The following is a 24,934-nucleotide window of genomic DNA, read 5'->3' as shown; positions in this document are numbered from 1 at the left end:
CTACCCCTCCCTCACGCTGAACCTGCTGCTCACACCGGTGATGCTGCTCCTGCTCTTCGTCTACATCTTCGGCGACGTGATGAGCGCCGGCATGGGCGGAGCGGACCGCTCGGCGTACGTCGCCTACCTCGTCCCCGGCCTGCTGCTCATGACGATCGGCTCCACCGTGATCGGCACGGCGGTCTCCGTCTCCAACGACATGAGCGAGGGCATCATCGCCCGCTTCCGCACCATGGCGATCCACCGCCCGTCGGTCCTCGTCGGGCACGTGGTCGGCAGCGTCCTCCAGTCGGTGGCGAGCGTCGTCCTCGTCGGCGCGGTGGGCGTGGCGATCGGCTTCCGCTCGACGGACGCCACGGCCCTGGAGTGGCTGGCCGCCTTCGGCCTGCTCGTCCTGTTCGCCACGGCGCTCACCTGGATCGCCGTCGGCATGGGCCTGGTCTCCCCCAACGCGGAGGCCGCGTCCAACAACGCCCTGCCGCTGATCTTCCTGCCGCTGATCTCCAGCACCTTCGTCCCGGTCGCCCAGATGCCGGGCTGGTTCCAGCCGATCGCCGAATACCAGCCCTTCACCCCCGCCATCGAGACCCTCCGCGGTCTGCTCCTCGGCACCGAGATCGGCCACAACGGCTGGCTCGCGGTGGCCTGGTGCGTCGGCCTGGCCGTCCTCGGCTACGTCTGGTCGACGAAGACCTTCAACAAGGACCCGAAGTAACCGCCGTGCCGGCCACCCCCGGCACCCGCCGCGTCCCCCTCCCGGGGCGGCCTGTTCCGGCACCACGCCGGAGCACGCCGCCCCGTCGGCGTCTGCGGCGGTGTCCGGCCCGAAGCGGCGCCGGTACGCGGACGGCGACGACACGCACCTGCACGCGCGCGGGGCGACTGAACCTCAGTCCTCCGCGCCGACCCGGATCCGCAGCGGGCCGCAGCCGACGCGCTCCGCCTCGGCCGACACGTAGCCGGGGAGGAGGGCGGCGGTGAGGTCGAAGGGGTGGTCCTGGACGTTCTCCGGCTGCTCCACCCGGAAGACCACGTCGCCTGAGGGACATTCGGCCTTGTAGGCGTCACCTCGCGTTGTCAGTGGGCCCTGTCACGATAGCGATCAGACCGGACGACACGATCGTGAAAGGGCGTAACGGCCATGGGGACCTGGGACATCGGACCGTTCGACAACGACACCGCCGCCGACTTCTCGTACCGGGTGGACGAGGCCGCCGACGGGAAGAAGGCGGACGTGCTGCTCGCGGCGTTCCGGGAGGTGACCGGGACCGGGGACGATTACCTGGACGCGGACTTCGGGGCGGAGGCGATCGCGGCCGCCGCGCTGGTGGCGGCGCAGTGCGAGGGCGGGGAGGCGGTGACGACCTCGTACGGGCCGAAGCAGCCGCTGGGTGACCTGCCGGTGGAGCTGCGGGCGGAGGCCGTCGCCGCGCTCGACCGGGTGCTCGCCGAGCCGTCGGAACTCCTGGAGCTGTGGGAGGAGTCGGACGGCGAGGAGTGGAAGGCGGGGGTGCTGAGGCTGCGGGGGGTGCTGGCGGGGGGCTGAGCCGCCGCCAGGTGTACGGACCGCGGCGTGGTGGAGGCGGGTGATGCGGTACACCTGGATGGACAGACCCTCTGCGGGGGACCCCCATGGACTTCTGTGCGGGTTGTTGGATCCTTCGGCAGGGGGGCGGCTCCGGGGGCGGCCTGGCGCGATCATGGCGGGATGAACGCCGCAGCCTCTTCCGGTCCCGCGCTTCCGCTCGGCATGGCGTGGGTGACCGCGCCCGCCTCCTGGTCCCTCGACGGCGACGTCCTGGCCGTCACCGCCGCCGCCCGCACCGACCTGTTCACCGATCCGCTGGACGGCACCGCACGCCGCGACGCCGCCCTCGCGCTGACCGTGCCGCCGGACGGCGACTGGCAGCTCGCCGCGCGGATACGGGTCGGGTTCGCCGGCGCGTGGGACGCCGGGGCGCTGGTCGTCCACGCCGGCGACGAGCACTGGGCCAAGCTCACCTTCGAGCAGGCCCCCGACGGGACGGCCGGGGTCTTCTCCGTCGTCACCCGGGGGCGTTCGGATGACGCCGTCGCCGCGCCGGCGGCCGTGGACGCGCTGTGGCTGCGGATCAGCCGGACCGGCGACCGCTTCGCCTTCCACTCGTCCGAGGACGGCGAACGCTGGCTGCTGGTGCGGCAGTTCGCACTCGGCGCGGACGGGCCCGTGCGGGTCGGTGTCGTCGCCCAGTCGCCCGTCGGCGAAGGCTGCCTGGTCCGGTTCGACGGCCTCCGGCTCACCGCGACTCCCCTGGCCCACCTGTTCGACGGTCGGTGAGGGCCCGGCGGGCGTACGCTCCCGCCATGACGGGCATGGGGGCGTGGCGCGCGAAGGCCGTCGGGCATCGGCGGGCGGAGGGCCCGCCGCCGTACGAGTGGGCCCTGAGCCCCGGCGAACCCCTGGCCCGGTCCGGCGGGTTCGCCGTCCACGGCGGGGACGGCGAGGTCCGGGTGACCGGCGCCGAAGGCCGTACCCTCTGGACCCACACCTTCGCCGGCCGCCCCAACGCCGCCCACGTCTCCGGGGGCCGGGTCCTCGTGACCACGGACTCCCTGGAGTACACGCCGTGGGGCTTCCTCGGCCCCGCGTACCTCCTCGACCTGGCCGACGGCCGGCTCGTCGCCGAGCTGCGCGGCGAGCGCGGCGCGGCCCTCGGCGGCGGCCGCTTCCTGCTGGGCCTGGAGGGCTACGGCATCTTCGAGACCCGCGCCTACGACCGCGACGGCGCCGAGACGGATCACTGGCCGTCGTACGGGCACTACGTCGTCGGCAGCGGCGTCCGCGTCGTGGAGGCGGACCGGCGCCTCCCGACCCGGGGCCGCGTCGTACGGCTCCTGCCCGGCGGCACCGTCGTCCCCGGTCCCCGGCTGAGCGACCCGCAGCCGCCGAGACCGGTCGTCCTGCCGGACGGGACGGTCCTCGTCCTGGACGGCGGCGTGATCCGCGCGGTCGGCCGGGACCTCGGCACGACCGTCCTCGCCGAACTGAAGCCGCCCGCGGACACCCGGACGCTACGGACCCTGCGGTGGGACGGCGCCGAACTCACCGCGACCGTCGCGGAACCGCACCCGGCCGACCCGGCCCGCCACACGGTCGACACCTGGACCTTCCGCCTCTCCCCCACCGGCGACGCCGGTTCCCGGCCACCGGCGCGACGGACGTGACGGTCGACCCGACGGGATCTCCTCCCCCGCACGGTTCGAGTGCGACGCGTAGGGCACGATGGGCGCCCGTAACGACGTACTACTCGCCAGTAGGAGACCCGCCATGTCCGAGCCCCGTGCCGAGATCCTCGCCGCCTTCGAGACAGCGAAGGGGTTCATGCCCGTCGGGGAGGGCCTGGCCCTGTACGCGGCGGCGGCCGAGGCCGGGAAGCTGGGGCTGCCGCTGCTCGAGGTGGGCACGTACTGCGGGCGCTCGACGATCCTGCTCGCGGACGCGGCGCGGGCGGCGGGGACGGTCGCGGTGACCGTGGACCACCACCGGGGCAGCGAGGAGCAGCAGCCGGGGTGGGAGTACCACGACCCGACGGTGGTGGACCCGGAGGTGGGTGTGATGGACACGCTGCCGACGTTCCGGCGGACGCTGCGGAAGGCGGGCCTGGAGGAGCACGTGATCGCGGTGGTCGGGCGCAGCCCGCAGGTGGCGAAGGTCTGGGGCGGGGAGCTGGGGCTCGTCTTCATCGACGGCGGGCACACGGACGAGCACGCCACGAACGACTACGAGGGCTGGGCCCCCCGGGTCGCCCCCGGGGGCCTGCTCGTCATCCACGACGTCTTCCCGGACCCGGCGGACGGCGGCCAGGCGCCGTACCGGATCTATCTGCGGGCGCTGGAATCCGGCGACTTCGAGGAGATCTCGGTCACGGACTCGCTGCGGGTGCTGCGGCGGGTCGCCTGAGGCCGGCCGGGCGGGTCACCTGCGCCAGAAGAGGTGGTGGGTGACCCCGCTCGGGCTGGGGACGACGTCCAGGTGGTAGCGGTCGGTCAGCTCCTCGGGCGTGTCCCAGAGCTTGAGTCCGCTGCCCAGCTTCACCGGGGCGACGGCGACGTGGAGGGTGTCGACGAGGTCGGCGTCCAGGAACTCGCGGATCGTCGTCACCCCGCCGCCGAGGCGGACGTCCTTCCCCTCGGCGGCCTCCTTCGCCCGCTCCAGGGCGGTCGCGGGGTCGGCGTCGAGGAAGTGGAAGGTGGTGTCGGAGAGCGTGAAGGACGGGCGCTCGTGGTGGGTGAGGACGAAGACCGGGGTGTGGAACGGCGGCTCCTCGCCCCACCAGCCCTTCCACTCCTCGTCCTGCCAGGGGCCGCGCTGCGGGCCGAACTTGTTGCGGCCCATGATCTCGGCGCCGATGTTGTGGTGGAAGTCCCGGACCAGGTAGTCGTCGAGGCCGCGGCTGCCGCCGGGGTCGGTGCGGGTGGGCCAGCTCGCGGTGGCCCCGGCCCAGGAGAAGAGGCGGGTCGGGTCGACGTGGCCGAAGGGCCGCTCCAGGGACTGGTCCTCGCCGGCGGCGATCCCGTCGGCGGAGACGAAGAAGTTCTGGACCTTCAACAACGGGGGCATGGGGTTCCTCCTCGGTCGGTCGTTGCGCAGTGATGACTGCCCGGGCGGCGCGAACTCATCGCAGGGGCGCGTAACCTAGCGAAGGGGTTCAGGTGTAGTACTACGAACGGAGTGGTCCCCATGGCCCGACGGAACCCGGAGCGGCGCACGGCGCTGGTGGACGCCGCGATCGAGGTGCTGGCCCGCGAAGGCGCCCGGGGGCTGACCTTCCGGGCGGTGGACACCGAGGCGGGGGTGCCGACCGGGACCGCGTCCAACTACTTCGCCAACCGGGACGACCTGCTCACCCAGGCCGGGGCGCGCGTCTACGAACGGCTCCAGCCGGACGAGGCGACCATGGAGGGCACCCGGACCGCGCCCCACGACAAGGAGACCTACACCCGGCTGATGCGGGAGCTGGTCGGGCGGATCTCCGCCTTCCGCACCGGCTACCTCGCCCTGCTGGAACTGCGCCTGGAGGCCACTCGCCGGCCCGCGCTCCGCTCGATCCTCACCGAGCGGGTCCGGGCCGACGTCGAGCAGAACGTGACCTTCCACGAGGCGTCCGGGCTCCCCGGCGACGCCACCGCCGTCAAGCTGCTCGTCCTCACCCTGAACTGGCTGGTCGTGGAGCAGCTGACCCTCCCCGACGTCTTCTCGGAGGAGGAGCGCGACGCGCTGGTGGCGGCCGCCGTGGACCGGATCGTCTTCGCCCGCCAGGACGTGGGGTAGGGGCTCGTCAGTACAGGCCCTTCGTGACGTAGAGGCAGTTGGTGTACGAGTAGCCGGGCTCGATGGTCGCCTTGCTGCTCTTGGTGTCGCCGGCCGTGGAGAAGCCCGTCCCGGCCCGCTTCTGGAGCAGGTGGTACTTGCCGGCGGGCAGCTGGATCGTCACCTTCGGGTACGTCGAGGACGGGCCGGAGCACGGCTTGAAGCCGGGCCGGAGGGTGTCCACCGGCTCGTAGCTGCGGCAGCCGCCGCACGCCTTCAGGGTGATCTTGCCGGTGACCGGGCCGGTGTAGAGGAGTTCGACCGCGTCGTTGGCGTCGTTGCTGACCACCATGGTCATCCGGGCGCCGCCCGGCACCGTCGCCGGCGGGAGCTTCTTGCCGGCCTCCGGCTCCTCTGCGGCGATCTGCGCGGCGATCGCGATCGAGCGGGCGTGGTCCACCGACTCGCCGTCCGGGTAGTCCTTGACGTACTGGTTCATCGTCTCGACGGCCTCGGTGAACTCCTTGTCCCCGAACTGGTCGGTGCCGCAGGCGAAGACGCCCTTGCGCACCCCCCGGTCCGCGTCCGCCCGCGCGCCCGCCAGCGAGAGGCCCGTGGCGCCGGTCGCGACCGTCCGCAGGGCGCGCAGCTCCTCGGTGGTGTCGCACCGGTCGACCGAGGTGTCGCCGATCGCGGCGGCCTTGGCCCGGATCGCGTCCCGGACGGCGGTCGTCGCCTTCCCGACGTACGGGGACTGCGGGAAGGTGGCGGTCAGGTCGTTGAAGTTGTCCGTGGCGGCCGCGGTCGCGGTGCCGCTGAGCGCGCCCGCGCCGCACTCGTACAGCGAGTGCGCCAGCGGCTCGTCCGTCCCGGCGGGGCGGTCGCCGAGCAGCGCCTTGTCGACGGTGTCGGGCAGCGACCGCAGGTGCTTGAGCGGCAGGACGGCCGCGCAGTACTTCTTCTCGTCGTACGGGGCGGAGACCGCCTTGTAGTACGCGTCGAGGCTGGCCGGTACGAGCTTGGCGGCGCGCGAGCCGGCGTGGTCCCGGGCCAGCTCCTGGTACGTGGTGAGCGCCCTGCGGTAGCTCGGCTCGGCGGTCGCGAAGTCCGTCCCCGCCCCGCTCTTCACCAGCGCGTCGGCGTCGGCCAGCCGGGCCAGCAGGGCCTGCTGGCGGGCCTCCTCGCGGGCGTCCTCGTGGGCGCCCGCCCAGGCGACGGCGCCGCCGACGGGCGCGGCGAGCAGCAGGACGGCGAGCGGCAGCGCCAGGCGGCGGACCGTGGTGCCGAAGGCGATCCGGGCGCGCAGGCCCCGGCGGGCCCCGTCGGCCGCGGCGGCCAGCAGGAAGACGCCGTACCCGATCAGCACGCCCTGCGGCACGCCGTCCGCGTCCGCCGGGAGCGCCGTCAGGAGGAGCCCGGCGGTGGCGGCCCAGCAGAGGGCCGCGAAGAGCCACTGGCGGAGCACGACGTAGCCGAGACCGAGGCAGGAGAGGTTCAGCAGGGCGATCAGCGCGGCCTGGAGGGGCCGGGCCTCCCCGCCGGAGCCGCCGCCGGAGCCACCCGGCGGGGCGGGGGGCGGCGGCGGGAGCGTCCCGGCACCGGCCCACCCGGGCGCCGCCGCGGGGGCCTGCCCGGGCGCGGGCCCGTAGCCGCCGCCATAGCTGCCGCCGTAGCCCTCGGTCGGCGGCCCGAAACCGCCGCCGGAGGTGGCGCCCGGCCCCGCGGCGGCGGCCGTGGTCCCCGCCGCGCCGTGGGACCCGCCGTTCTGCGGCGCCTCCCAGGGCGCGGGAGCCGGTGCCGGTGCCGGTGCCGGTGCCGGAAGCCTGAACGAGCCGGTGGCGGAGGCGTCCGTACCGCCGCCGGATCCGGGCGGCCCGAAGCCGCCCGCGGTGCCGGAGCCCGTCCCCGGGGCGAACGCGTCGGCGTCAGCCGCCGTGGAACCGGGGCCACCGCCGGCGCCGGGCGCGCCGAAGCCGCCCGCCGGGGCGGAGCTCGTGTCCCCGCCGCCGGAGGCGCCCGCGGGCGTGGAGCCCGGGTCGGCGCTCCCGGGCCTGCGGGGGCGCATCATGATCGTCTCGCCGGAGCCTTCGGCCGGCGGCTTGCTCAGGTCCGGGCCCGGGGCCGCCTGGGCCGGTCGGGCGTCCTGCGGTGTCTCCGCGTCGCGTCGCGGTCGTGCGTCGTTCGGTTCTTCCCCCGCCACGGTTCCCCCTCGTGGTCCAGGCGCGGTGACCCCGCCACCGCCGCTTCTTCCACCTACCCTTCACCGGACCCGCACACGCGTCCAGCGGATTGGCGCCGCAGTGACCGAGCCGGTACATGCGGTCCATGTTTCCGGCCACCGGAGGGCCTAGAGTCGCGGGGTGCCGTACGACCACAGGAACCCCGTGACCCGCTCCGCTCCCCCCGCCCGCGCCGCCCTCGCGGTCCTCGTCTGCTCCGCCGCCCTGGCCGGGTGCGGGGCCGCCTCCGAGGCCGCGGAGGGCACCCAGGGGCCGGGCGCGGCGGCCACGACGCCCGCCGCCGCGACCCGTACCCAGGCCGCCACGGCGGCCACGACGGCCCCCGCGCGTCCGCTCGCCGGGCGGACCGTCGTCGTCGACCCGGGGCACAACCCGGGGAACTTCCGGCACTCCCGGGAGATCGACGAGAAGGTGGACATCGGGACCGCCCGCAAGGAGTGCGACACCACCGGGACCTCGACGAACGCGTCCGACGGCAGGGCGGCGTACACGGAGGCGGCGTTCACCCTCGACGTCTCGCACCGGCTGCGCAAGCTGCTCGAGGCGCGGGGGGCGAAGGTGGTCCTGACGCACGACGCGGACCGGCCGTTCGGGCCGTGCATCGACGAGCGGGCCCGGATCGGGAACGCGGCGAAGGCCGACGCCGTCGTCTCCGTGCACGCGGACGGCTCGGCGGCCGGCCACCGCGGCTTCCATGTGATCGTGCCCGCGAAGGTGAGGGAGGGGGCCGCCGACACCGGCCCGATCGTGGCTCCTTCGCGCGCGCTCGGCGAGGGGATCGTGACCGGTTTCCGCCGGGCGACCGGCACCTCGCCCGCCAACTACCTCGGCGGCGGCACCGGTTTGGACGTCCGTTCGGATCTCGGAGGTCTCAATCTGTCAACGGTGCCCAAGGTCTTCGTCGAATGCGGCAATATGCGTGATCCGAAGGACGCCGCACTGCTGACGTCCGGGGTGTGGCGGCAGAAGGCGGCGCAGGGCATCGCCGACGGCATCGTGACCTACCTCCAGGGGTAGAACCGGCGAGCGATAGATTCGCTCCGTACGATGGGGCCGCCCCCGTGCCAAGAACCGGCGCCTGCCCGACGCGACGACGACCCGACGAAGGACTTCTTACGTGAATATCCGCTCCCTCACCCGAGGCGATGGCGTGCTGATCGGTGCTGCGGTGGTGCTGTTCATCGCCTCGTTCCTCGACACCACCGGCTGCGACGGCCCGGCCGCGATCTGCGACCAGATCGACTTCGCGAACGCCTGGGAGGACTCCCCGCTCGGCTGGGGCTCCTTCTTCCTCGGCATCGCCGGTGCGGCCCTCGTCGTCCTCTCCCACGGCCTGCCGCAGCCCCGCAAGGTCCTGGGCCTGGACCTCGGCCAGGTCGGCGCCGCCTTCACCATCGCCTCCGCGTGGACCACGCTCATGTGGGTCTTCGAGTCCGCCAACGCCGGCGCCGGCCTGATCCTCGGCGTGATCGCCGCGCTCGTCGCCGCCGCCGCCGCGGTCGCCGCCCCGATGGTCCCCGCGCTGAAGGCCCCGCTCGTCGGCGCCCCGCGTCCGGCCGCCCCGCAGACCTACGGCGGCCAGCCGCAGCAGGGCGTTCCCGGCGGTTACGGCTACCCGGGCGCCCAGCAGGGCCAGCAGCAGCCCTACCCGGCGCCGCACGACGCCTCGCAGGGCGGTACGCCGTTCGGGCAGCCGCAGCCGGCCGCCGCGCAGCAGCCGGAGCCGCAGGCCGCTCCGCAGGGCGGCTCGGACTTCACGCCGTTCTGGTTCGCCGTGCCGGTCGCCCGCCCGCTGTACGCGGAGGACGGCTCCGGCGCGCAGATCGCCGAACTGGCCCCCGGCACCTGGTACCTGGCCGTGGAGCAGCGCGGCCAGGCGCTGATCGCCCAGACGCAGGACGGGCGCCGCGGTGTCCTCCAGGACGCCACGGGCATCCAGCGCGGCTGATCGCGCGAGCCGTGACAGCGGCCCCCCGACCGGAAGTCCTTCCGGTCGGGGGGCCGCTGTCGTACAGTCCCCGGGAACCTACCTGACGATCCGTCAGAAAGGAGAGCCCGGTCATGCGCCTGGGACTCGCGCTCGGCTACTGGGGCCGCGGCCCCTCCCCCGCCCATCTGGAGCTCGCGCGCGAGGCGGAGCGGCTCGGCTACGACTCGGTGTGGACGGCGGAGGCGTGGGGCTCGGACGCCTTCACCGCCCTCACCTGGATCGCCGCCCACACCAGCCGGATCGGACTCGGCACGGCGGTGGCCCAGATGGCGGCCCGCACCCCGACCGCGACGGCGATGCACGCGCTCACCCTGGACCACCTGTCGGGCGGGCGGATGCGGCTCGGCCTGGGCCTCTCCGGCCCGCAGGTGGTGGAGGGCTGGTACGGACGCCCCTTCCCCCGCTCCCCGCTGACCGCCACCCGCGAGTACGTGGACGTGATCCGGCAGGTGCTCCGCCGCGAGGCGCCGGTGCGGCTCGACGGACGGCACCACTCCTTCCCGTACGCCGGCGAGGACGGCACCGGCCTCGGCAAGCCGCTCAGGCCGATCACCCACCCGCTCCGCCCCGACCTCCCGGTCCTGCTGGGCGCCGAGGGCCCGCGGAACATCGCGCAGACGCTGGAGATCGCCGACGGCTGGCTGCCGCTCTACTGGTCGCCCGCCCGCTTCCGCGAGGTGTACGCCCTGCCGGACCGGCTCCCCGACGGCTTCCGGGTCGCGCCGATGGTCCGCGCCCAGGTCTGCGACGACGTGCCGAAGGGCCTGCTGCCCGTCAAGGCGATGCTGGGCTTCTACATCGGCGGCATGGGGCACGCGACCCGCAACTTCCACGCCGACCTGATGGCCCGCATGGGGTACGGGGCAGAGGCCCGGCACATCCAGGACCTCTTCACCGAGGGCCGCCGGGAGGAGGCCGTCCTCGCCGTCCCGGACGCCTTCGCCGACGAGATCTCCCTGGTCGGCCCGCGCGAGCGGATCGCGGAACGGCTCCAGCGGTGGCGCACCGGCCCGGTGACGGACCTGCTGGTCACGGCCCCGGACCTGGACACCCTGCGGACCCTGGCGGAGCTGAACGGCTAGTCGCGGGCCCGGTCGCGGGCGACGGTGGAGGCCGTCTCGATGACCTCGTCCAGGATGGCGCGCGAGCGGACCAGGTCGGCGATGAGCGCGTCGATGCGGGTCCGCTCGGCGGACAGCTCGTCGACCAGCTGCGAGGTGGCGATCTCGCTGGGGGCGCCGTCCGCGTCGCGCATGCAGGGCAGCAGGTGGGCGATCTTGCGGCTGTTCAGGCCCGCCGCGTACAGCGCCTGGATGCGGATGACCCGGTCCACCGCCCACTCGCCGTACTGCCGCTGGCCGCCCGGGGTGCGCTCGGACCGCAGCAGGTCCTGCGTCTCGTAGTAGCGCAGCGAACGCTCGCTGACGCCGCTGCGCCGGGCCAGTTCACCGATGCGCATCCGCCGCCTCGCCTCCGGGAGAAGGGACTTGAACCTGACACTGGTGTCAACTCCTACGGTACCCGCATGACGCACACGACGGCTTCCTCCCGCCTCTTCGAGTCCACCTCCCTCGGCCCGCTCGCCCTGCCCAACCGGCTGGTGATGCCGCCGCTGACCCGCAACCGGGCCGGCGCCGACGGCGTCCCCCGGCCCCTCATGGTCACCCACTACGCCCAGCGGGCCACCGCGGGCCTGATCATCGCCGAGGGGACCACCCCGAACGCGGTCGGCCAGACCTACCCGAACATCCCGGGCATCCACACCGACGCCCAGGTGGCGGGCTGGCGCGCGGTCACCGACGCGGTACGGGCCGGGGGCGGGCGGATGTTCCTCCAGCTCCAGCACGGCGGCCGGGTCGGCCACCCCGACAACAGCGGGCACCGGCCCGTCGCGCCCTCGCCGGTCGCGCTGCCGGAGACCATCCACACGCCGAGCGGCCGGCAGGAGGCCGTGGTGCCGCGCGAGATGACGGCGGACGACATCCGGGAGACCGTCGCCGACTTCGCAGCCGCCGCGCGCCGGGCCGTCGACGCGGGCTTCGAGGGGGTCGAGGTGCACGCCGCCAACGGGCATCTGCTCCACCAGTTCCTGGCGAAGAACACCAACCGGCGGACGGACGGGTACGGGGGGCCGGTGGAGCACCGCGTCCGGTTCGCGGTCGAGGTCGTCCGGGCCGTCGTCGACGCGATCGGCGCCGACCGGGTCGGCGTCCGCATCTCGCCCGGGGTCACCGTGAACGGCGTCGAGGAGGGCGACACGAACGAGATCTACGCGGCGCTCGTCCCCGCCCTCGCCGCCCTGGACCCGGTCTATCTGCACGTGATCTTCGCCGACCCCGGGCAGCCGCTGTACCGGCGGATCCGCGCCGCCTGGCCGCACACGCTGATCGCCAACCCGGTGCTCGGCTTCGGCGGGCCCCTCCCGGCCGACGGCGGGAAGGCCGCGGGCGAGCGGCTGCTCGACGCCGGGGCGGACCTGATCTCGCTGGGCCGGGCGTTCCTGGCCAACCCGGACCTGGTCGAGCGGCTGCGCCTCGGCGCGCCGCTCAACCCGCTCCGGGAGACGAACTGGATGTACTCGGGCGACGAGGCCGGCTACAACGACTACCCGACGCTGGCCGGGACCGCCGCCCCGGCCGCCGTCTGACCGGTCAGCCGCCGCTGAGCTGGGAGGCCGAGGGGACCTTGTCGACGACCTCGGCCCCGGCGGACCTGCCGGCGTCCTTGATGCCGTTGACGACGCCCTCCAGGCCGCCGACGTCCGCCGCGTCGACCTCGCCCTTGCGGAGCTTGATGCCCAGCTCCTTCAGGGACTCGATGCCGGCGGAGAGCGGGGCCACCGCCTTGGAGAGCAGCGGGTCGCCCTTGGCGTTGTTCACCGCCGCCTTGAGCCGGTTGTAGGTGAACGCGCCCGCGAGACCCGCCTTGACGAGGGCGAAGGTGCGCCCGTCGGCGCCCTTCTTGAACTTGCCCGCCCGGTACGGCTTCACGATCCACTGGTACGCGGCGCCGGCGGCGAGCCCGGCGTTCGCGACGAACCGGGTCTTGGCCAGCTTCTGCTGCTCGAAGGTGCTCGACGCGGACGGGGACGCGACCGCCCCCGTCGACAGACTCTGCGTGGTGTCGCTCCCGCACGCGGCGGTGGTGAGCAGCAGCGCGCAGGACAGCAGCAGCGCGGCGACGCCGCGGGACAGGCTTCTGGGCACAGCGGAACCTCCCTGGGGACTGGTCCCGCCAGCCTCACCCGCCCCCCGGCGGGCCGCCATCCGGGCGACCCGTCCGGGTGCGCCGCCGCCCCCGCGAAAGGGGGTCCGGGGGTCAGTCCCCGCAGCAGTCCGGGGAGAGGCCCCTGGGCAGGGTCTCGCCGCCGAAGACGGCGACGGTGGCCTGTTCGCCGCCGAGGGCCGCGACCGCGAGGAGGAGGGAGCCCGCCGTCCAGGTGGTCTGCTCCTCGGGCCAGACGGCCGGCTCGCCGCCGTCCGCGCCCTCGTACACGTACCCCGTCCAGTACAGGCCGCTGGGCGCCCGCAGGTGGCCGATGTCCTGGAGGATCGTGAGGGCCCGGTCGGACTCCCCCGCCGCCCAGAGGGCGAGGGCGAGTTCGCAGCTCTCGCCGCCGGTCACCCACGGGTTGGGGACGACGCAGCGGACGCCGAGGCCGGGGACCACGAAGTCGTCCCAGCGCGCGTCGAGCCGGGCCTTCGCCTCGGCGCCGGTGACGGCGCCGCCGAGGACCGGGTAGTACCAGTCCATCGAGTAGCGGGACTTGTCGAGGAACCGCTCGGGGTGGCGCCGGATCGCGTGGGCCAGGGAGCCGGCCGCCAGCTCCCAGTCCGGCTGCGGCTCCTCGCGGGCCTCGGCGAGCGCGAGGGCGCAGCGCAGGGCGTGGTGGATGGAGGAGGAGCCGGTGAGGAGGGCGTCGGCGACGGGGGTGCCGTCGGGGTCGCGCTTCCAGCCGATCTGGCCGCCGGGCTGCTGGAGCCGGAGGACGAACTCGACCGCCGCGTAGACGACCGGCCACATCCGGTCGAGGAAGGCGTCGTCGCCGGTCGACAGGTAGTGGTGCCAGACGCCGACGGCGATGTACGCGGTGAAGTTGGACTCCTTGCCGCGGTCGGTGACGTCCTCCGGGTCGCCGTCCCGGTAGGCCGCGTACCAGGAGCCGTCGGCGTTCTGGTGCCGGGCGAGCCAGGCGTAGGCGCGGGCGGCGGCCTCGTGCTCGCCGGCCGCGTCCAGGGCCATGGCGGCCTCGGTGTGGTCCCAGGGGTCGAGGTGGTGACCGCGGAACCACGGGATGGCGCCGTCCTCGCGCTGCCCGGCGAGGATCCCGGCGACGGTGCCGGCGGCCTGCTCGGCGGTGAGGACGCCGGGCAGGACGAGGTGCTCCGCTATCCGCTCGGGAGACGTCACCGGGCGTCGGCCTTCGGGAGGTGGGGCTTGGTGGCGTACGCGACGAAGCTCTTGCCGACGACCGGGTTGAGCAGCTGCTCGGCGACCCGGGTCAGGGCGGGCTTCTTCATGATGTCCCAGACCAGGAGCTTGTGGTAGGCGCGGACCGGCAGCGCCTTGTCGTTGTCGACGCCGAAGGCGCACTTCAGCCACCAGTACGGCGAGTGCAGGGCGTGCGCGTGGTGGGTGCCGTACGGCTTGAGGCCGGCCTGGCGGATCTTGGCGAGCAGCTCGTCCGCCTTGTAGATCCGGATGTGGCCGCCCTCGACCTCGTGGTACTCGTCCGAGAGCGCCCAGCAGATCTTCTCGGGGCCGTACCGGGGGACGGTGATCGCGATCCGCCCGCCGGGCTTCAGGACGCGGACCATCTCGGCGAGCACGCCCTTGTCGTCCGGGATGTGCTCCATGACCTCGGAGATGATGACGACGTCGAAGGACTCGTCGGGGAAGGGCAGGTTGAGCGCGTCGCCCTCCATCGCGGTCGCGGTCGCCCCGGCGGGGGCCTCGCCGGCCTCCTTCATGGCGGCGAACCACTTGGCGACCTCGCGGATCTCCTCGCCGTTCTGGTCGAGCGCCACGACCTGCGCACCGCGCCGGTAACACTCGAAGGCGTGCCGCCCCGCACCGCAGCCCAGATCGAGCACACGGTCGCCGGGGGCGAGCGGGAAGCGGGTGAAGTCGACGGTCAGCACGAGGTCTGCCTTTCGGGGTAGTTGTGGGCAGGCGTTCCGCACGGGGGTCCCCCCTGGACGAGGTCCTCGGGGGAGGAACGGGTGGGCACGACCCACCCACCGGGCCGCACCCGGCGAACGAGGCGAGGTGTCACCGGCGGGCGCCCTGGCGCTCCAGGGCCTCGCGGTACAGCTCCGCCGTCCCCTGGGCGGCCCTGGCCCAGGTGAACCGCTCCAGCACCCGCGCCCGCCCCGCGGACCCGAGCCGCGCCCGCAGCTCCGCGTCACCGAGCACCCGGCCCAGCGCGGCCGCCAAGGCCCCCGCGTCACCGGTCGGCACGGCGAGGCACGTCTCCCCGTCGGGCCCGGCGACCTCCGGGATCGCCCCGCCGGTCGTGGCGACCAGCGGCGTCCCCGTGGCCATGCCCTCGGCCGCGGGCAGCGAGAAGCCCTCGTACAGCGAGGGCACGCAGGCCACTTCGGCGGACCGGTACAGGTCGACGAGCTCCGCGTCGCTGATGCCCTTGACGAACCGGACGGCGCCCTCGAGCCCGTACCGCTCGATCGCCTGGGCGACCGGCCCGTCCTCGGCGCGCTTGCCGACGACGACGAGGTGCGCGTCGGGCCGCTCGGTGCGCAGCTTGGCGAGCGCCTCGACGAGGAAGACGAGGCCCTTGAGGGGGACGTCGGCGCTGGAGGTGGTGACGATCCGGCCGGGGACCTCGGCGACCGACGGGTCCGGGGACCACAGCTCGGTGTCGGCGCCGATGTGCACGACCTGGATGCGGTCCTCGCGGACGCCGAGGTGCTCGACGATCTCGTCGCGGGAGGTGCCGGAGACGGTGAGGACGGAGGGCAGCCGGCGGGCGACCCGCTTCTGCATGCGGGTGAAGCCGTACCAGCGGCGGACGGAGGCGCGGCGCTTCCAGTCGGCGGCGGCGTCGAGTTCGAGCTGCCGGTCGACGGTGATGGGGTGGTGGATCGTGGTGACGAGCGGGGCGCCGAGCGCGCGGGGGCCGCCGAGGAGCCCGTACCCGAGGGTCTGGTTGTCGTGGACCACGTCGAAGTCGCCGCGGCGGGCGGCGAGGGTGCGGCGGGCGCGCAGCGAGAAGGTCAGCGGCTCGGGGAAGCCGCCGGTCCACATGGTGGCGACCTCCAGCGCGTCGATCCAGTCCCGGTACTCCTCGCGCTTCGGCGTCCGGAAGGGGTCGGGCTGGCGGTAGAGGTCGAGGCTGGCGATCTCGCTGAGCGTGACGCCCTCGTCGAGGACCGGGTAGGGCTGCGAGCCGAAGACCTCGACGGTGTGGCCCAGCCGGGCCAGTTCGCGGGAGAGGTGGCGGACGTAGACGCCCTGGCCGCCGCAGAACGGGTTCCCCTTGTACGTGAGGAGAGCGATCCGCAACGGACCGTCACCGGACGGGGCGGCGCCCTGCCGGGGGCTTGCCTCTATGGCCTCAGCGGTCATGCGCGACCCCCTTCGAGCGTGCGTTTCGCGCGAGCGTAACCGCTCGCGCTAATGTAGAACAAGTTACAGACTTGATCGTTCTCGGCGCGTCCCGGACCTCCGGGAGGCACCGAATCTACCGGCAGGTAGCTGCCGTGTGAGCACCGGAACAGGTGATTCGCACCACCCGGTCGCGGAGGTTCGCGCCACGGCCGTCCTCCGCCATACTGGCGCTCCCCACCGCACGGAACGGGACCCCGATGACCGCAGAGAGCAGAGCGGACCACCGCCCCTCCGCCACGCCGCCGCTGACGGAACGCCAGGAGGCCCGGCGGCGGCGCATCCTGGACGCCAGCGCCCAGCTCGCCGCCCGGGGCGGTTTCGACGCGGTGCAGATGCGGGAGGTCGCGGAGGCGGCCGGCGTCGCCCTCGGCACGCTGTACCGCTACTTCCCGTCCAAGATCCACCTGCTCGTCGCGACCATGCAGGACCAGCTCCAGCACCTGCACACCACGCTCCGGAAGCGGCCCCCGGCGGGTGCCGCCCCGGCGGAGCGGGTCGCGGAGACCCTGATGCGGACCTTCCGGGCGCTCCAGCGCGAGCCGCAGCTCGCCGACGCGATGGTCAGGGCGCTGACCTTCGCCGACCGCAGCGTGAGCCCCGAGGTGGACACGGTCTCGCGGCTCACGACGGCGATCATCCTGGACGCGATGGGCGCGGAGCAGCCGACGCCGGAGCAGCTGTCGGCGGTCCGCGTCATCGAGCACACCTGGCACTCGGCGCTCATCACCTGGCTGTCGGGCCGCGCCTCGATCGCCCAGGTGAAGATCGACATCGAGACGGTCTGCCGCCTGATCGACCTGACGGCCCCGGCCCGGGCGGGCGCCGCCCGCTGACGGGCCCGGGCCGGGCGGCGCCGGGCTACTCCTCCGGCGGGTAGACCGGGTCGCCGCCGTCGGCGAGGGTGATGAGGATGGCCTCCACCGGGCAGCCCTCCGCCGCCGCGAGGATGCGTTCGCCCGCGTCGGTCTCCGGGGTCACCGGGTGGGACTGGCGGGCGGTGTCGAGGCGGAAGCCGTCGGGGGCGTGGGTGACGCACATGCCGGAGCCGATGCAGACGCCCCGGTCGACCTCCAGGTGCCAGCGGTCGCCCATCAGTGCCCCCCGTGGCCGGCCGGCAGGTGGATCATCTTGTGCTCCAGGTACGCGCCCAGGCCCTCGGGGCCGAACTCGCGGCCCAGGCCGGAGTTCTTGTAGCCGCCGAAGGGGCCGAGCATGTCGAGGCTGAAGGTGTTGACGTTGAAGGTGCCGGTGCGGACCTGGCGGGCGAAGTCGATGCCGTGCTCGACGTCGCCGGTCCAGACGCTGCCGCTGAGGCCGTACTCGGAGTCGTTCGCGATCCGCAGGGCCTCGGCCTCGTCGCCGTACGGCAGCAGGCAGATGACCGGGCCGAAGATCTCCTCGCGGGCGATCCGCATCGCGTTGTCGACGTCGCCGAAGAGGGTCGGCTCGACGTACCAGCCCCGGTCGAGGCCGTCCGGACGACCGCCGCCCGCGAGGATCTTGGCGCCCTCCTGCTGGCCGATGCCGATGTAGTCGAGGGAGCGCTGCTGCTGGCGGCGGGCGACGAGCGGGCCGACCTGGGTGGCCGGGTCGAGCGGGTCGCCGACGACCAGCGCGGAGGCCGCGGCGGCCAGCGCCTCGGCGATCTCCTCGTACCGGGAGCGCGGGGCGAGGATCCGGGTCTGGGCGACGCACGCCTGCCCGTTGTTCATCCAGGCGGCCGGGACGATCCCGGCGACGGCGGTGGCCACGTCGGCGTCCGGGAGGATCACCGCCGCGGACTTGCCGCCGAGTTCGAGGGTGACGCGGGTGAGGTGGCGGGAGGCGACCTCCATCACGCGCTTGCCGGCCGCGACCGAGCCGGTGAAGGAGACCTTGTCGACGCCCGGGTGCCCGACCAGGTACTCGCTGACCTCCCGGTCGGCGGGCAGGATCGAGAGGACGCCCTCGGGCAGCCCGGCCTCGGCGGCGATCTCGCCGAGGAGGTACGAGTCGAGCGGCGACTCCGGCGAGGGCTTGAGGACCGCCGTGCAGCCGGCGAGCAGCGCCGGGCCCAGTTTGGCGGCGGCGGTGAACTGCGGCACGTTCCACGGCACCACCGCGGCGACCACGCCGACCGGCTCGCGCCGCACGAGCAGCGGGCCGAGGACGCCGCCACGCCGCTCCTCGAAGACGAAGTCGCGGGCGACGGTGATCGCCGCGTCCCACACCATCATCGCGCCGAGCGCCTGGGCGAGGACGGACCAGGAGTACGGGGAGCCGTTCTGGGAGCTGATCGAGCGGGCCAGCTCCTCGTGCCGGACGGCGACGGCGTCCTTGATCCGGGAGACGACCTCGATCCGCTCCTCCAGGCTCGTCCGCGGCCAGGGGCCCTCGTCGAAGGCCCGCCGAGCGGCCGCGACGGCCCGGTCGACGTCGGCGCGCGAGGCGTGCGGGACCCGGCCGATGACCTCCTCGGTGTGCGGCGAGATCACCTCGATGGAGGCGTCCCCGAGCGGATCGGTCAACTCCCCGCCGATGAACAGCTTTCCGTGCTCCACAAGCTCGGTCATGACCGGACGCCTCCCGAACCACGCGGTACCCGACGTAATCTGACTGTGCCTCAGAACTGATACCAGTTCTAGTTCCAGTACGCCAGGCTCCGGCACGGGCCGGACGGGCCGGAGGGCCTCCCCCGCGCGGGGAGGCCCTCCGGCAGGCCGCGCGGCCGGATCACGGGTCGATGTCGCCGAGGTCCCGGGTGAGGATGTCCACGCCGTTCTGCTGGATGTGCAGCGTGACGTCGTTGAACGTCAGGTGCAGCAGCTGCACCCTCCAGTTCCCGTTGGGACACACGTCCCGCGCGGAGGGGGACTCCGGCACGGGGATCCGCACGTCCCTGAACGTGATCTGGCCGTTGCGGGGGGCGATCTGCTGGACCGGGCCGACCACCTGCTGGAACTCGACGCCCTGGCCGGGCGCGACGTTGCCGCCGCGGTTGACGCACACGTACTCGGCGTCGATCGAGGACGCCGTGAGGAAGGCGGCGGTCGGGCTGCTGCCCAGGCCGGCCGCCTTGCCGCTGCAGCTGAGACCGGTGGTGATCGACTTGGTGCAGGTGACCTCGCCGATGAAGTGGGGGCTCTGGGCCGTGGCCGTGGCCATGCCGGCGACGGTGACCGCCGCCGTCATGAGGGCTGTGGCGAAAGCGCGACGCATGAAGTCTCCGTGGGGTGTGGATGACGGATGGGGCTGCGGGTGGGGCGGGGGACGAGGCTGACGAGAGCCGCGGCCGACCGGCGCCGGAGCGCCGGAGCCCCGGAGCGAGCCACGGGACATCTCTGTCACGGCACGTGATCGTTTATCCGCATATTGCTCCATCAGGGGCGGAAAATCTCACCCTCCGTCACTGCGATGGGTGATTCGAGGACGGTCCGCACCAAGTCTCTGACGGTGCGTCAGTTGCCGTTATAGTGAGCAACGGCCTTACCGCCGCGCGGAGACGAGGGTGCTCATGAGGCAGGCGAACGACCGGGTGACCGAGCACGGCGGTGGCGTCTGGTCGCTGCGGGTGCCCATCCCGGACAACCCGCTGGGGCACACCCTCGTCCACGTCCTCGACACCGACCGCGGCCCGGTCCTCGTCGACACCGGCTGGGACGACCCCGACTCCTGGACCGAACTCACCGACGGACTGCGGGCGTTGGGGATCGGGGTGAGCGAGATCCACGGCATCGTCATCACCCACCACCACCCCGACCACCACGGGCTGTCCGGCCGGGTGCGGGAGGAGTCCGGTGCCTGGATCGCCATGCACGCCGCCGACACCGCCGTCGTCCGCCGCACCCGCGACTCCGACCCCGCCGCCTGGCTCGACTACCTCGCCCGCAAGCTCACCGCCGCCGGCGCCCCCGAGGAACACCTCGCGCCGCTGCGCGCCGCCCGCTCCGGGGGCCGGATGCGCACCCTGCCCGGCCTCGGCGCGGCCCTCCCCGACTGGGAGATCGTCCCCGGCGAGCTCCTCGACCTCGCCGGACGCCGGCTCCGCGCCGTCTGGACGCCCGGCCACACCCCCGGCCATGTCTGCCTCCACCTGGAGGAGGAGCATCCCGCCGGGCTCCCCGGCCACGGCCGGCTCTTCTCCGGCGACCACCTCCTCCCCGGGATCTCCCCGCACATCGGCCTCTACGAGGACCCCGACGATGCGACTGTGACCGATCCCCTCGGCGACTACCTCGACTCCTTGGAGCGGATCGGCCGGCTCGGCGTCGCCGAGGTCCTCCCCGCCCACCAGCACGCCTTCCCCGACGCCGCCGGGCGCGTCCGCGAACTCCTCGACCACCACGAGGACCGGCTCGCCGGCCTCCTCGCCCTCCTCACCACCCCGCTCACCCCCTGGCAGCTCGCCGAGCGCATGGAGTGGAACCGGCCCTGGGACCACATCCCCTACGGCTCCCGCAACATCGCCGTCAGCGAGGCCGAGGCCCACATCCGCCGCCTGGTGAAGCTGGGCCGCGCGGAGGCCGTGACCGGGACGGAGCCGGTGGCGTACGTGGCGGTGTGACGCGGCTCGCACCCCGGGGACAGGGCCGTACGGGCCGGTACAGTGGCCCGGTCGTCTTCATGCCCGAGCAGGGGAAAGCCGGTGCGACTCCGGCGCTGACCCGCAACCGTGACGTGCCCCGAGGCACGGAGCCGGAACGCCCTGCCTCTGGGACGTGAGCGCCGGCACCGTCGAGGAATACGGCGCCGGACGCGGGCCCTCAGGGGCGCCGGTGTCCGGTGCCCGCACGAGAGGCAACCATGATCAGCGTCCGCCGCGCCGCCGCCGCGCTCACCGCAGCGGCAGCCGTGCTCAGCACCGCCGCGACCGGCACGGCCGCCGCCGCCCCCTCGCCGAGCGCTTCCGCCGCCGCGCTCCCGCCCGGTCTGTACGGCAAGGGCGACCCCACCTACGACGGCGTCTGGCGCCAGTCGCTCGCCTTCCTCGCCCAGCGCGCCAGCGGCTACCAGCCGGCCGACCAGGCGGTGGACTGGCTGCTCGGCCAGCAGTGCGCGGACGGCTCCTTCGCCTCCTACCGCGCGGACACCACGAAGCCCTGCGACGACAAGACGATGCGGGACTCCAACGCCACCGCCGTCGCCCTCCAGGCGCTCGGCGCGGTCCGCCGCGAGGCCGCCGACCCGACGAAGATCGACACCGCGGTCAAGTCCGGCTACGGCTGGCTGCGCGGCGTGCAGAACAAGGACGGCGGCTGGAGCTACACCCCCGGCGGCCCCAGCGACGCCAACTCGACCTCGATCGTCGTCAGCGCCCTCGCCGCGTCGGGCGTCAAGCCCGGCTCGTACACCTCGGCCCAGGGCCGCACCCCCTACGACGCGCTGCTCGCGCTCGCGCTGCCCTGCTCCGACGACGAGGGCCCGGGCGCCTTCGCGTACCAGCCGGACAAGACGGGCAAGCTGCTCGCCAACGCGGACGCGACCGCCGCCGCCACCCTCGCCGGGCTCGGCAAGGGCATCACGGCCGTGAAGGCCACCCCGCCGCAGGCCCCGACCTGCGTCGACCTCTCCGAGCCGACCGTCGAGCGGGCCGCCCTCAACGGCGCCTCCTACCTCGCCAAGTCGATCGGACAGACCGGTCACCTGACCACCCCGCCGCTGCCGGGCGCCACCGACGCCGAGCCGAAGCCGGACTTCGGCAACACCGCCGACGCGGTCGTCGCCCTCGCCGCCGCCGGCACCGCCCGGCTCGCCGAGCCCGCCCTCCAGTGGCTGGAGCAGAACGCCGGCCCGTGGGCGAAGCAGTCCGGCCCCGCCGCCTACGCGCAGCTCATCCTGGCCGCGCGCGCGATGGAGGCCGACCCGCGCGAGTTCGGCAAGGTCGACCTGGTCGAGGCGCTGAACGCGACCGGCCCGACGCCCAAGACCCCCGACACCTCCGCCGCCTCCACCGAGGACGAGGAGGACGACTCGTTCCTCGGCTTCGACGTCTGGTGGATCATCGGCATCGGCATGGTCGTCGGCGTCGGCATCGGCTTCCTCCTGAGCGGCCGCAAGAAGTGACCCTCCCCAGGAAGGCTTCCGGCGCGCTGGCGTGCGGCGCCGCCGGGCTGCTGCTCGCCCTCGGCGCGGCGGCCCCCGCCCAGGCGGCCGGCTACCGGTACTGGTCGTACTGGGAGGCCGACGCCGGGAAGTGGAGCTACGCCCACCAGGGCCCGGCGACCGCCCGGCCCGCCGACGGCGCCGCCGTCGGTTTCCGCTTCGCGCTGAGCGAGGACTCCGCCGACGCGGCGAAGCCGACCGCCGCACCCGACTTCGCCGCCCTCTGCGGCGGCGTGGAGCGAAGCGCCGGGACGAAGCGGATCGCCGTCGTCGTCGACTTCGGCACCGCGCAGGACGCGCCCGCCGGGGAGACCCCGCCGAAGGACGAGCCGACGACCGGCTGCGCACGTGTCGCCGAGAACGCCACCGCCGCGGACGCCCTCGCGGCCGTCGCCAAGCCGCTCCGCTACGACAGCTCCGCGATGCTCTGCGGCATCGCGGGCTATCCGCGGCAGGGCTGCGGCGAGGCGGTCGCCGACTCCGGCGCCTCCCCCGCGTCCACCGCCCCGAAGGCCGCCCCCCGGGCCGCCGAGCCCTCCGACGGCGGCCCGTCGGCCGGCCTCCTCGTCGGCGGCGGAGCCGTCCTCGCCCTCGGCGCCGCCGCCGTCTGGAAGTCCCGCCGACGCGCATGAGCCAGGCCCCGTCCGTCACCCCCGGCCTGCCGGGGCGCCTCCTCGCGCCCGTGGCGGACCGGGGCAACGCGCTGCACCCGGGCGCCTGGTGGCTGTGGGCCCTCGGGCTCGCCGTCGCCGCCTCCCGGACCACCAACCCGCTGCTGCTCGGGCTGATCGTCGGCGTCGCCGGATACGTGGTGGCCGCGCGCCGTACGGACGCGCCCTGGGCCCGCTCGTACGGGGCCTTCGTCAAGCTCGGCCTGTTCGTCGTCGCCCTGCGGATCGTCTTCTCGGTGGTGCTGGGCTCCCCGATCCCGGGCGCGCACGAGCTGTTCGTCCTGCCCGAGCTGCCGCTGCCGGCGTGGGCGCAGGGCATCCGGATCGGCGGCCGGGTCACCGCCGAGCAGCTGGTCTTCGCCCTGTACGACGGGCTCAAGCTGGCCGCCCTGCTGATCTGCGTCGGCGCGGCCAACGCGCTCGCCAACCCGGCGCGGCTGCTGAAGTCGCTGCCCGGGGCGCTGTACGAGGCCGGTGTCGCGGTCGTCGTGGCGATGACCTTCGCGCCGAACCTGGTCGCCGACGTCGTCCGGCTCCGCACCGCCCGGCGGCTGCGCGGCCGGCCCACCGGCGGGGTACGGGCGGTCCTCCAGATCGGCCTGCCCGTCCTGGAGGGCGCCCTCGAACGGTCCGTCGCCGTCGCCGCGTCGATGGACGCGCGCGGGTACGGGCGCACCGCCCAGGTCCCGCCGGCCGTCCGCCGCACCACCGACGTCCTCACCCTCGGCGGGCTGCTCGGCGTCTGCGCCGGCTCGTACGGGCTGCTCGCGGCCCAGGGCGCCGGATACGGGCTGCCGCTGTTCGCCGCCGGGCTCCTCGCGGCCGTCGCGGGGCTGCGGCTCGGCGGCCGGCGGAGCGTCCGCACCCGCTACCGGCCGGACCGCTTCGGCCCCCGGTCCTGGCTGGTCGCCGCGTCCGGCGTCACCGTGGCCGTCCTCATGATCCGCGCCAACGCGTACGCGCCGGAGGCCCTCCACCCGGGCGTCGTGCCGCTCGTCGCGCCGGAGCTGCCGCTGTGGCCGGCCCTGTCGGTCCTGCCCGGCCTGCTGCCCGCCCTCATCGCCCCCGTACCGCCTGCCGCCGAAGGGTCGTCCGCGTGATCCGCTTCGACAACGTCTCCGTGACGTACGAGGACGCCGCCGGCCCCACCCTTCGGGACGTCGACCTCACGATCCCCGAGGGCGAGCTGGTCCTCCTCGTCGGCCCGTCCGGCGTCGGCAAGTCCACCCTCCTCGGCGCGGTCTCCGGGCTCGTCCCCCACTTCACCGGCGGGACGCTGCGGGGCCGGGTCACCGTGGACGGCCGGGACACCCGTACCCACCACCCGCGCGAGCTGGCCGACCTTGTCGGCACGGTCGGGCAGGACCCGCTCGGCCACTTCGTCACCGACACCGTCGAGGACGAGCTCGCCTACGGCATGGAGTCCCTGGGCCTCGCCCCGGCGGTGATGCGGCGGCGCGTCGAGGAGACCCTGGACCTGCTGGGCCTCGCCGACCTCCGCGACCGGCCCCTCGCGACCCTCTCCGGCGGGCAGCAGCAGCGGGTGGCGATCGGCTCCGTCCTGACCACCCACCCCAAGGTCCTCGTCCTCGACGAGCCGACCTCCGCGCTCGACCCGTCGGCGGCGGAGGACGTCCTGGCGGTGCTCCAGCGGCTCGTCCACGACCTCGGCACGACGGTCCTCATGGCGGAGCACCGCCTGGAGCGGGTCGTCCAGTACGCCGACCGCGTCCTGCTGCTGCCGGAGGCGGTCCTCGGCACCCCCGCCGAGATCATGGCCGTCTCGCCGGTGCACCCGCCGGTCGTCGCCCTGGGTCGGGCCGCGGGCTGGGACCCGCTGCCGCTGACGGTCCGGGACGCGCGGAGGCGGGCGGGCGAGCTGAAGGAGCGGCTGGCGGGGCGGGACGCGCCGCCGCGCCCGCATCCAGCCCCACCGGCGGTCGAGGCGCGGGAGTCCGGGGGCGGAGCCCCCGATGACGGGAAGGGGCGGCGCCGGGGAACCTCCCTCTTCCGGCGCCGCCGCACCCGCCCCGCC

Annotated in this window: 27 protein-coding genes and 1 riboswitch; of the genes, 16 read left to right on the top strand and 11 right to left on the bottom strand. The window is 74.4% G+C overall.

Translation table 11 applies throughout. From position 1 onward, the window contains the following. Positions 1-715, top strand: a 715-nt coding sequence (locus IF73_RS0133900; RefSeq protein WP_031014605.1) for an ABC transporter permease, incomplete at its 5' end; no start/stop codon positions are given. Between the two features lie 174 nt (positions 716-889). Here the strand turns inward: IF73_RS0133900 and IF73_RS42670 are convergent. Next, entirely contained in the window at positions 890-1,021 is a 132-nt protein-coding gene (locus tag IF73_RS42670; protein WP_267883604.1) for a hypothetical protein, read from the bottom strand. Positions 1,022-1,141: 120 nt separating this feature from the next. Here IF73_RS42670 and IF73_RS0133890 point away from each other — a divergent pair, with 120 nt between their 5' ends. From IF73_RS0133890 to IF73_RS0133875, 4 genes are all read left to right on the top strand, one after another. After that, entirely contained in the window at positions 1,142-1,546 is a 405-nt protein-coding gene (locus IF73_RS0133890; RefSeq protein ID WP_031014603.1) for a DUF4259 domain-containing protein, read from the top strand. A gap of 162 nt (positions 1,547-1,708) precedes the next feature. Continuing rightward, positions 1,709-2,317: a DUF1349 domain-containing protein gene (locus IF73_RS0133885; protein ID WP_031014600.1), complete on the top strand. Its 609-nt coding sequence runs from the start codon at positions 1,709-1,711 to the stop codon at positions 2,315-2,317. Between the two features lie 26 nt (positions 2,318-2,343). Beyond that, positions 2,344-3,204 carry a hypothetical protein gene (locus IF73_RS0133880; RefSeq protein ID WP_199806773.1) on the top strand — a complete coding sequence of 287 codons (861 nt, stop codon included), beginning with the start codon at positions 2,344-2,346 and terminating at the stop codon, positions 3,202-3,204. 103 nt (positions 3,205-3,307) lie between these two features. Beyond that, positions 3,308-3,940, top strand: a complete 633-nt coding sequence (locus IF73_RS0133875) for a class I SAM-dependent methyltransferase (RefSeq protein ID WP_031014597.1) — start codon at positions 3,308-3,310, stop codon at positions 3,938-3,940. Positions 3,941-3,955: 15 nt separating this feature from the next. On the opposite strand, the gene IF73_RS0133870 is transcribed toward IF73_RS0133875, so the two are convergent. Next, on the bottom strand, positions 3,956-4,600 hold the full coding sequence (locus IF73_RS0133870; RefSeq protein WP_031014595.1) for a dihydrofolate reductase family protein: 645 nt from the start codon (positions 4,598-4,600) through the stop codon (positions 3,956-3,958). Positions 4,601-4,720: 120 nt separating this feature from the next. On the opposite strand from IF73_RS0133870, the gene IF73_RS0133865 reads away from it, so the two are divergent. Further along, positions 4,721-5,311, top strand: coding sequence for a TetR/AcrR family transcriptional regulator (locus IF73_RS0133865; protein WP_031014592.1), 591 nt, complete (start codon positions 4,721-4,723; stop codon positions 5,309-5,311). A gap of 7 nt (positions 5,312-5,318) precedes the next feature. Here IF73_RS0133865 and IF73_RS41295 read toward each other — a convergent pair whose 3' ends face one another. Beyond that, positions 5,319-7,490, bottom strand: a complete 2,172-nt coding sequence (locus IF73_RS41295) for a hypothetical protein (protein WP_234338419.1) — start codon at positions 7,488-7,490, stop codon at positions 5,319-5,321. 160 nt (positions 7,491-7,650) lie between these two features. On the opposite strand from IF73_RS41295, the gene IF73_RS0133855 reads away from it, so the two are divergent. From IF73_RS0133855 to IF73_RS0133845, 3 genes are all read left to right on the top strand, one after another. After that, positions 7,651-8,547, top strand: a complete 897-nt coding sequence (locus IF73_RS0133855) for an N-acetylmuramoyl-L-alanine amidase (protein ID WP_031014588.1) — start codon at positions 7,651-7,653, stop codon at positions 8,545-8,547. 100 nt (positions 8,548-8,647) lie between these two features. Then, the gene (locus tag IF73_RS0133850; RefSeq protein WP_031014586.1) at positions 8,648-9,478 is read left to right on the top strand and encodes a DUF5336 domain-containing protein; all 831 of its coding nucleotides are present in this window, start codon (positions 8,648-8,650) and stop codon (positions 9,476-9,478) included. Between the two features lie 113 nt (positions 9,479-9,591). After that, on the top strand, positions 9,592-10,602 hold the full coding sequence (locus IF73_RS0133845; protein WP_031014584.1) for an LLM class F420-dependent oxidoreductase: 1,011 nt from the start codon (positions 9,592-9,594) through the stop codon (positions 10,600-10,602). Here IF73_RS0133845 and IF73_RS0133840 read toward each other — a convergent pair. Further along, positions 10,599-10,979, bottom strand: a complete 381-nt coding sequence (locus IF73_RS0133840) for a MerR family transcriptional regulator (protein WP_031014581.1) — start codon at positions 10,977-10,979, stop codon at positions 10,599-10,601. The genes IF73_RS0133845 and IF73_RS0133840 overlap by 4 nt on opposite strands. Positions 10,980-11,045: 66 nt before the next feature. Here IF73_RS0133840 and IF73_RS0133835 point away from each other — a divergent pair, with 66 nt between their 5' ends. Next, positions 11,046-12,167 carry an alkene reductase gene (locus tag IF73_RS0133835; protein WP_031014579.1) on the top strand — a complete coding sequence of 374 codons (1,122 nt, stop codon included), beginning with the start codon at positions 11,046-11,048 and terminating at the stop codon, positions 12,165-12,167. 4 nt (positions 12,168-12,171) lie between these two features. Here the strand turns inward: IF73_RS0133835 and IF73_RS0133830 are convergent, their stop codons facing one another. The 4 genes from IF73_RS0133830 to IF73_RS0133815 all read right to left on the bottom strand — a co-directional run bounded on the left by IF73_RS0133830 (position 12,172) and on the right by IF73_RS0133815 (position 16,105). Continuing rightward, positions 12,172-12,726, bottom strand: a complete 555-nt coding sequence (locus IF73_RS0133830; protein WP_031014576.1) for a hypothetical protein — start codon at positions 12,724-12,726, stop codon at positions 12,172-12,174. Positions 12,727-12,838: 112 nt separating this feature from the next. Then, a complete protein-coding gene (locus IF73_RS0133825; protein ID WP_031014574.1) occupies positions 12,839-13,930 on the bottom strand; it encodes a prenyltransferase in 1,092 nt (363 codons plus the stop codon). Further along, positions 13,927-14,661 (bottom strand): class I SAM-dependent methyltransferase, encoded by a 735-nt coding sequence (locus IF73_RS0133820; RefSeq protein WP_031014572.1) that lies wholly within the window; start codon positions 14,659-14,661, stop codon positions 13,927-13,929. Before IF73_RS0133820 ends, IF73_RS0133825 begins: the two co-directional genes overlap by 4 nt. Positions 14,662-14,791: 130 nt before the next feature. Next, positions 14,792-16,105 (bottom strand): glycosyltransferase family 4 protein, encoded by a 1,314-nt coding sequence (locus IF73_RS0133815; RefSeq protein ID WP_031014571.1) that lies wholly within the window; start codon positions 16,103-16,105, stop codon positions 14,792-14,794. A 239-nt stretch (positions 16,106-16,344) separates the two neighbouring features. On the opposite strand from IF73_RS0133815, the gene IF73_RS0133810 reads away from it, so the two are divergent. After that, the gene (locus IF73_RS0133810) at positions 16,345-16,980 is read left to right on the top strand and encodes a TetR family transcriptional regulator (protein ID WP_037881343.1); all 636 of its coding nucleotides are present in this window, start codon (positions 16,345-16,347) and stop codon (positions 16,978-16,980) included. A gap of 25 nt (positions 16,981-17,005) precedes the next feature. On the opposite strand, the gene IF73_RS0133805 is transcribed toward IF73_RS0133810, so the two are convergent. From IF73_RS0133805 to IF73_RS0133795, 3 genes are all read right to left on the bottom strand, one after another. Further along, positions 17,006-17,239: a ferredoxin gene (locus tag IF73_RS0133805; protein WP_031014566.1), complete on the bottom strand. Its 234-nt coding sequence runs from the start codon at positions 17,237-17,239 to the stop codon at positions 17,006-17,008. Further along, positions 17,239-18,699, bottom strand: a complete 1,461-nt coding sequence (locus IF73_RS0133800; RefSeq protein WP_031014565.1) for an aldehyde dehydrogenase — start codon at positions 18,697-18,699, stop codon at positions 17,239-17,241. Before IF73_RS0133800 ends, IF73_RS0133805 begins: the two co-directional genes overlap by 1 nt. A 160-nt stretch (positions 18,700-18,859) precedes the next feature. Next, positions 18,860-19,345 (bottom strand): hypothetical protein, encoded by a 486-nt coding sequence (locus tag IF73_RS0133795; RefSeq protein ID WP_158822227.1) that lies wholly within the window; start codon positions 19,343-19,345, stop codon positions 18,860-18,862. A 295-nt stretch (positions 19,346-19,640) separates the two neighbouring features. Between IF73_RS0133795 and IF73_RS0133790 the strand changes: the two genes are divergently transcribed. The 5 genes from IF73_RS0133790 to IF73_RS0133770 form a co-directional block, all read left to right on the top strand. Beyond that, a complete protein-coding gene (locus tag IF73_RS0133790) occupies positions 19,641-20,690 on the top strand; it encodes an MBL fold metallo-hydrolase (protein ID WP_031014561.1) in 1,050 nt (349 codons plus the stop codon). A gap of 26 nt (positions 20,691-20,716) precedes the next feature. Continuing rightward, positions 20,717-20,854: riboswitch (cobalamin riboswitch) on the top strand. 75 nt (positions 20,855-20,929) lie between these two features. Then, positions 20,930-22,189, top strand: a complete 1,260-nt coding sequence (locus tag IF73_RS0133785; protein ID WP_199806772.1) for a prenyltransferase/squalene oxidase repeat-containing protein — start codon at positions 20,930-20,932, stop codon at positions 22,187-22,189. Then, complete coding sequence (locus IF73_RS0133780) at positions 22,186-22,860, top strand: SCO2322 family protein (protein ID WP_031014557.1); 675 nt, start codon at positions 22,186-22,188, stop codon at positions 22,858-22,860. The genes IF73_RS0133785 and IF73_RS0133780 overlap by 4 nt, the downstream gene beginning before the upstream one ends. After that, complete coding sequence (locus tag IF73_RS0133775) at positions 22,857-23,999, top strand: energy-coupling factor transporter transmembrane component T (RefSeq protein WP_031014555.1); 1,143 nt, start codon at positions 22,857-22,859, stop codon at positions 23,997-23,999. The genes IF73_RS0133780 and IF73_RS0133775 overlap by 4 nt, the downstream gene beginning before the upstream one ends. Then, positions 23,996-24,934, top strand: a 939-nt coding sequence (locus tag IF73_RS0133770) for an ABC transporter ATP-binding protein (protein ID WP_031014553.1), incomplete at its 3' end; no start/stop codon positions are given. The genes IF73_RS0133775 and IF73_RS0133770, both read left to right, overlap by 4 nt.

Source organism: Streptomyces sp. NRRL F-5727 (genome assembly GCF_000719555.1).
GTDB lineage: Bacteria > Actinomycetota > Actinomycetes > Streptomycetales > Streptomycetaceae > Streptomyces.
The sequence above is the reverse complement of the archived record's forward strand: the minus strand, read 5'-3'. Positions and strand labels throughout refer to the sequence as shown.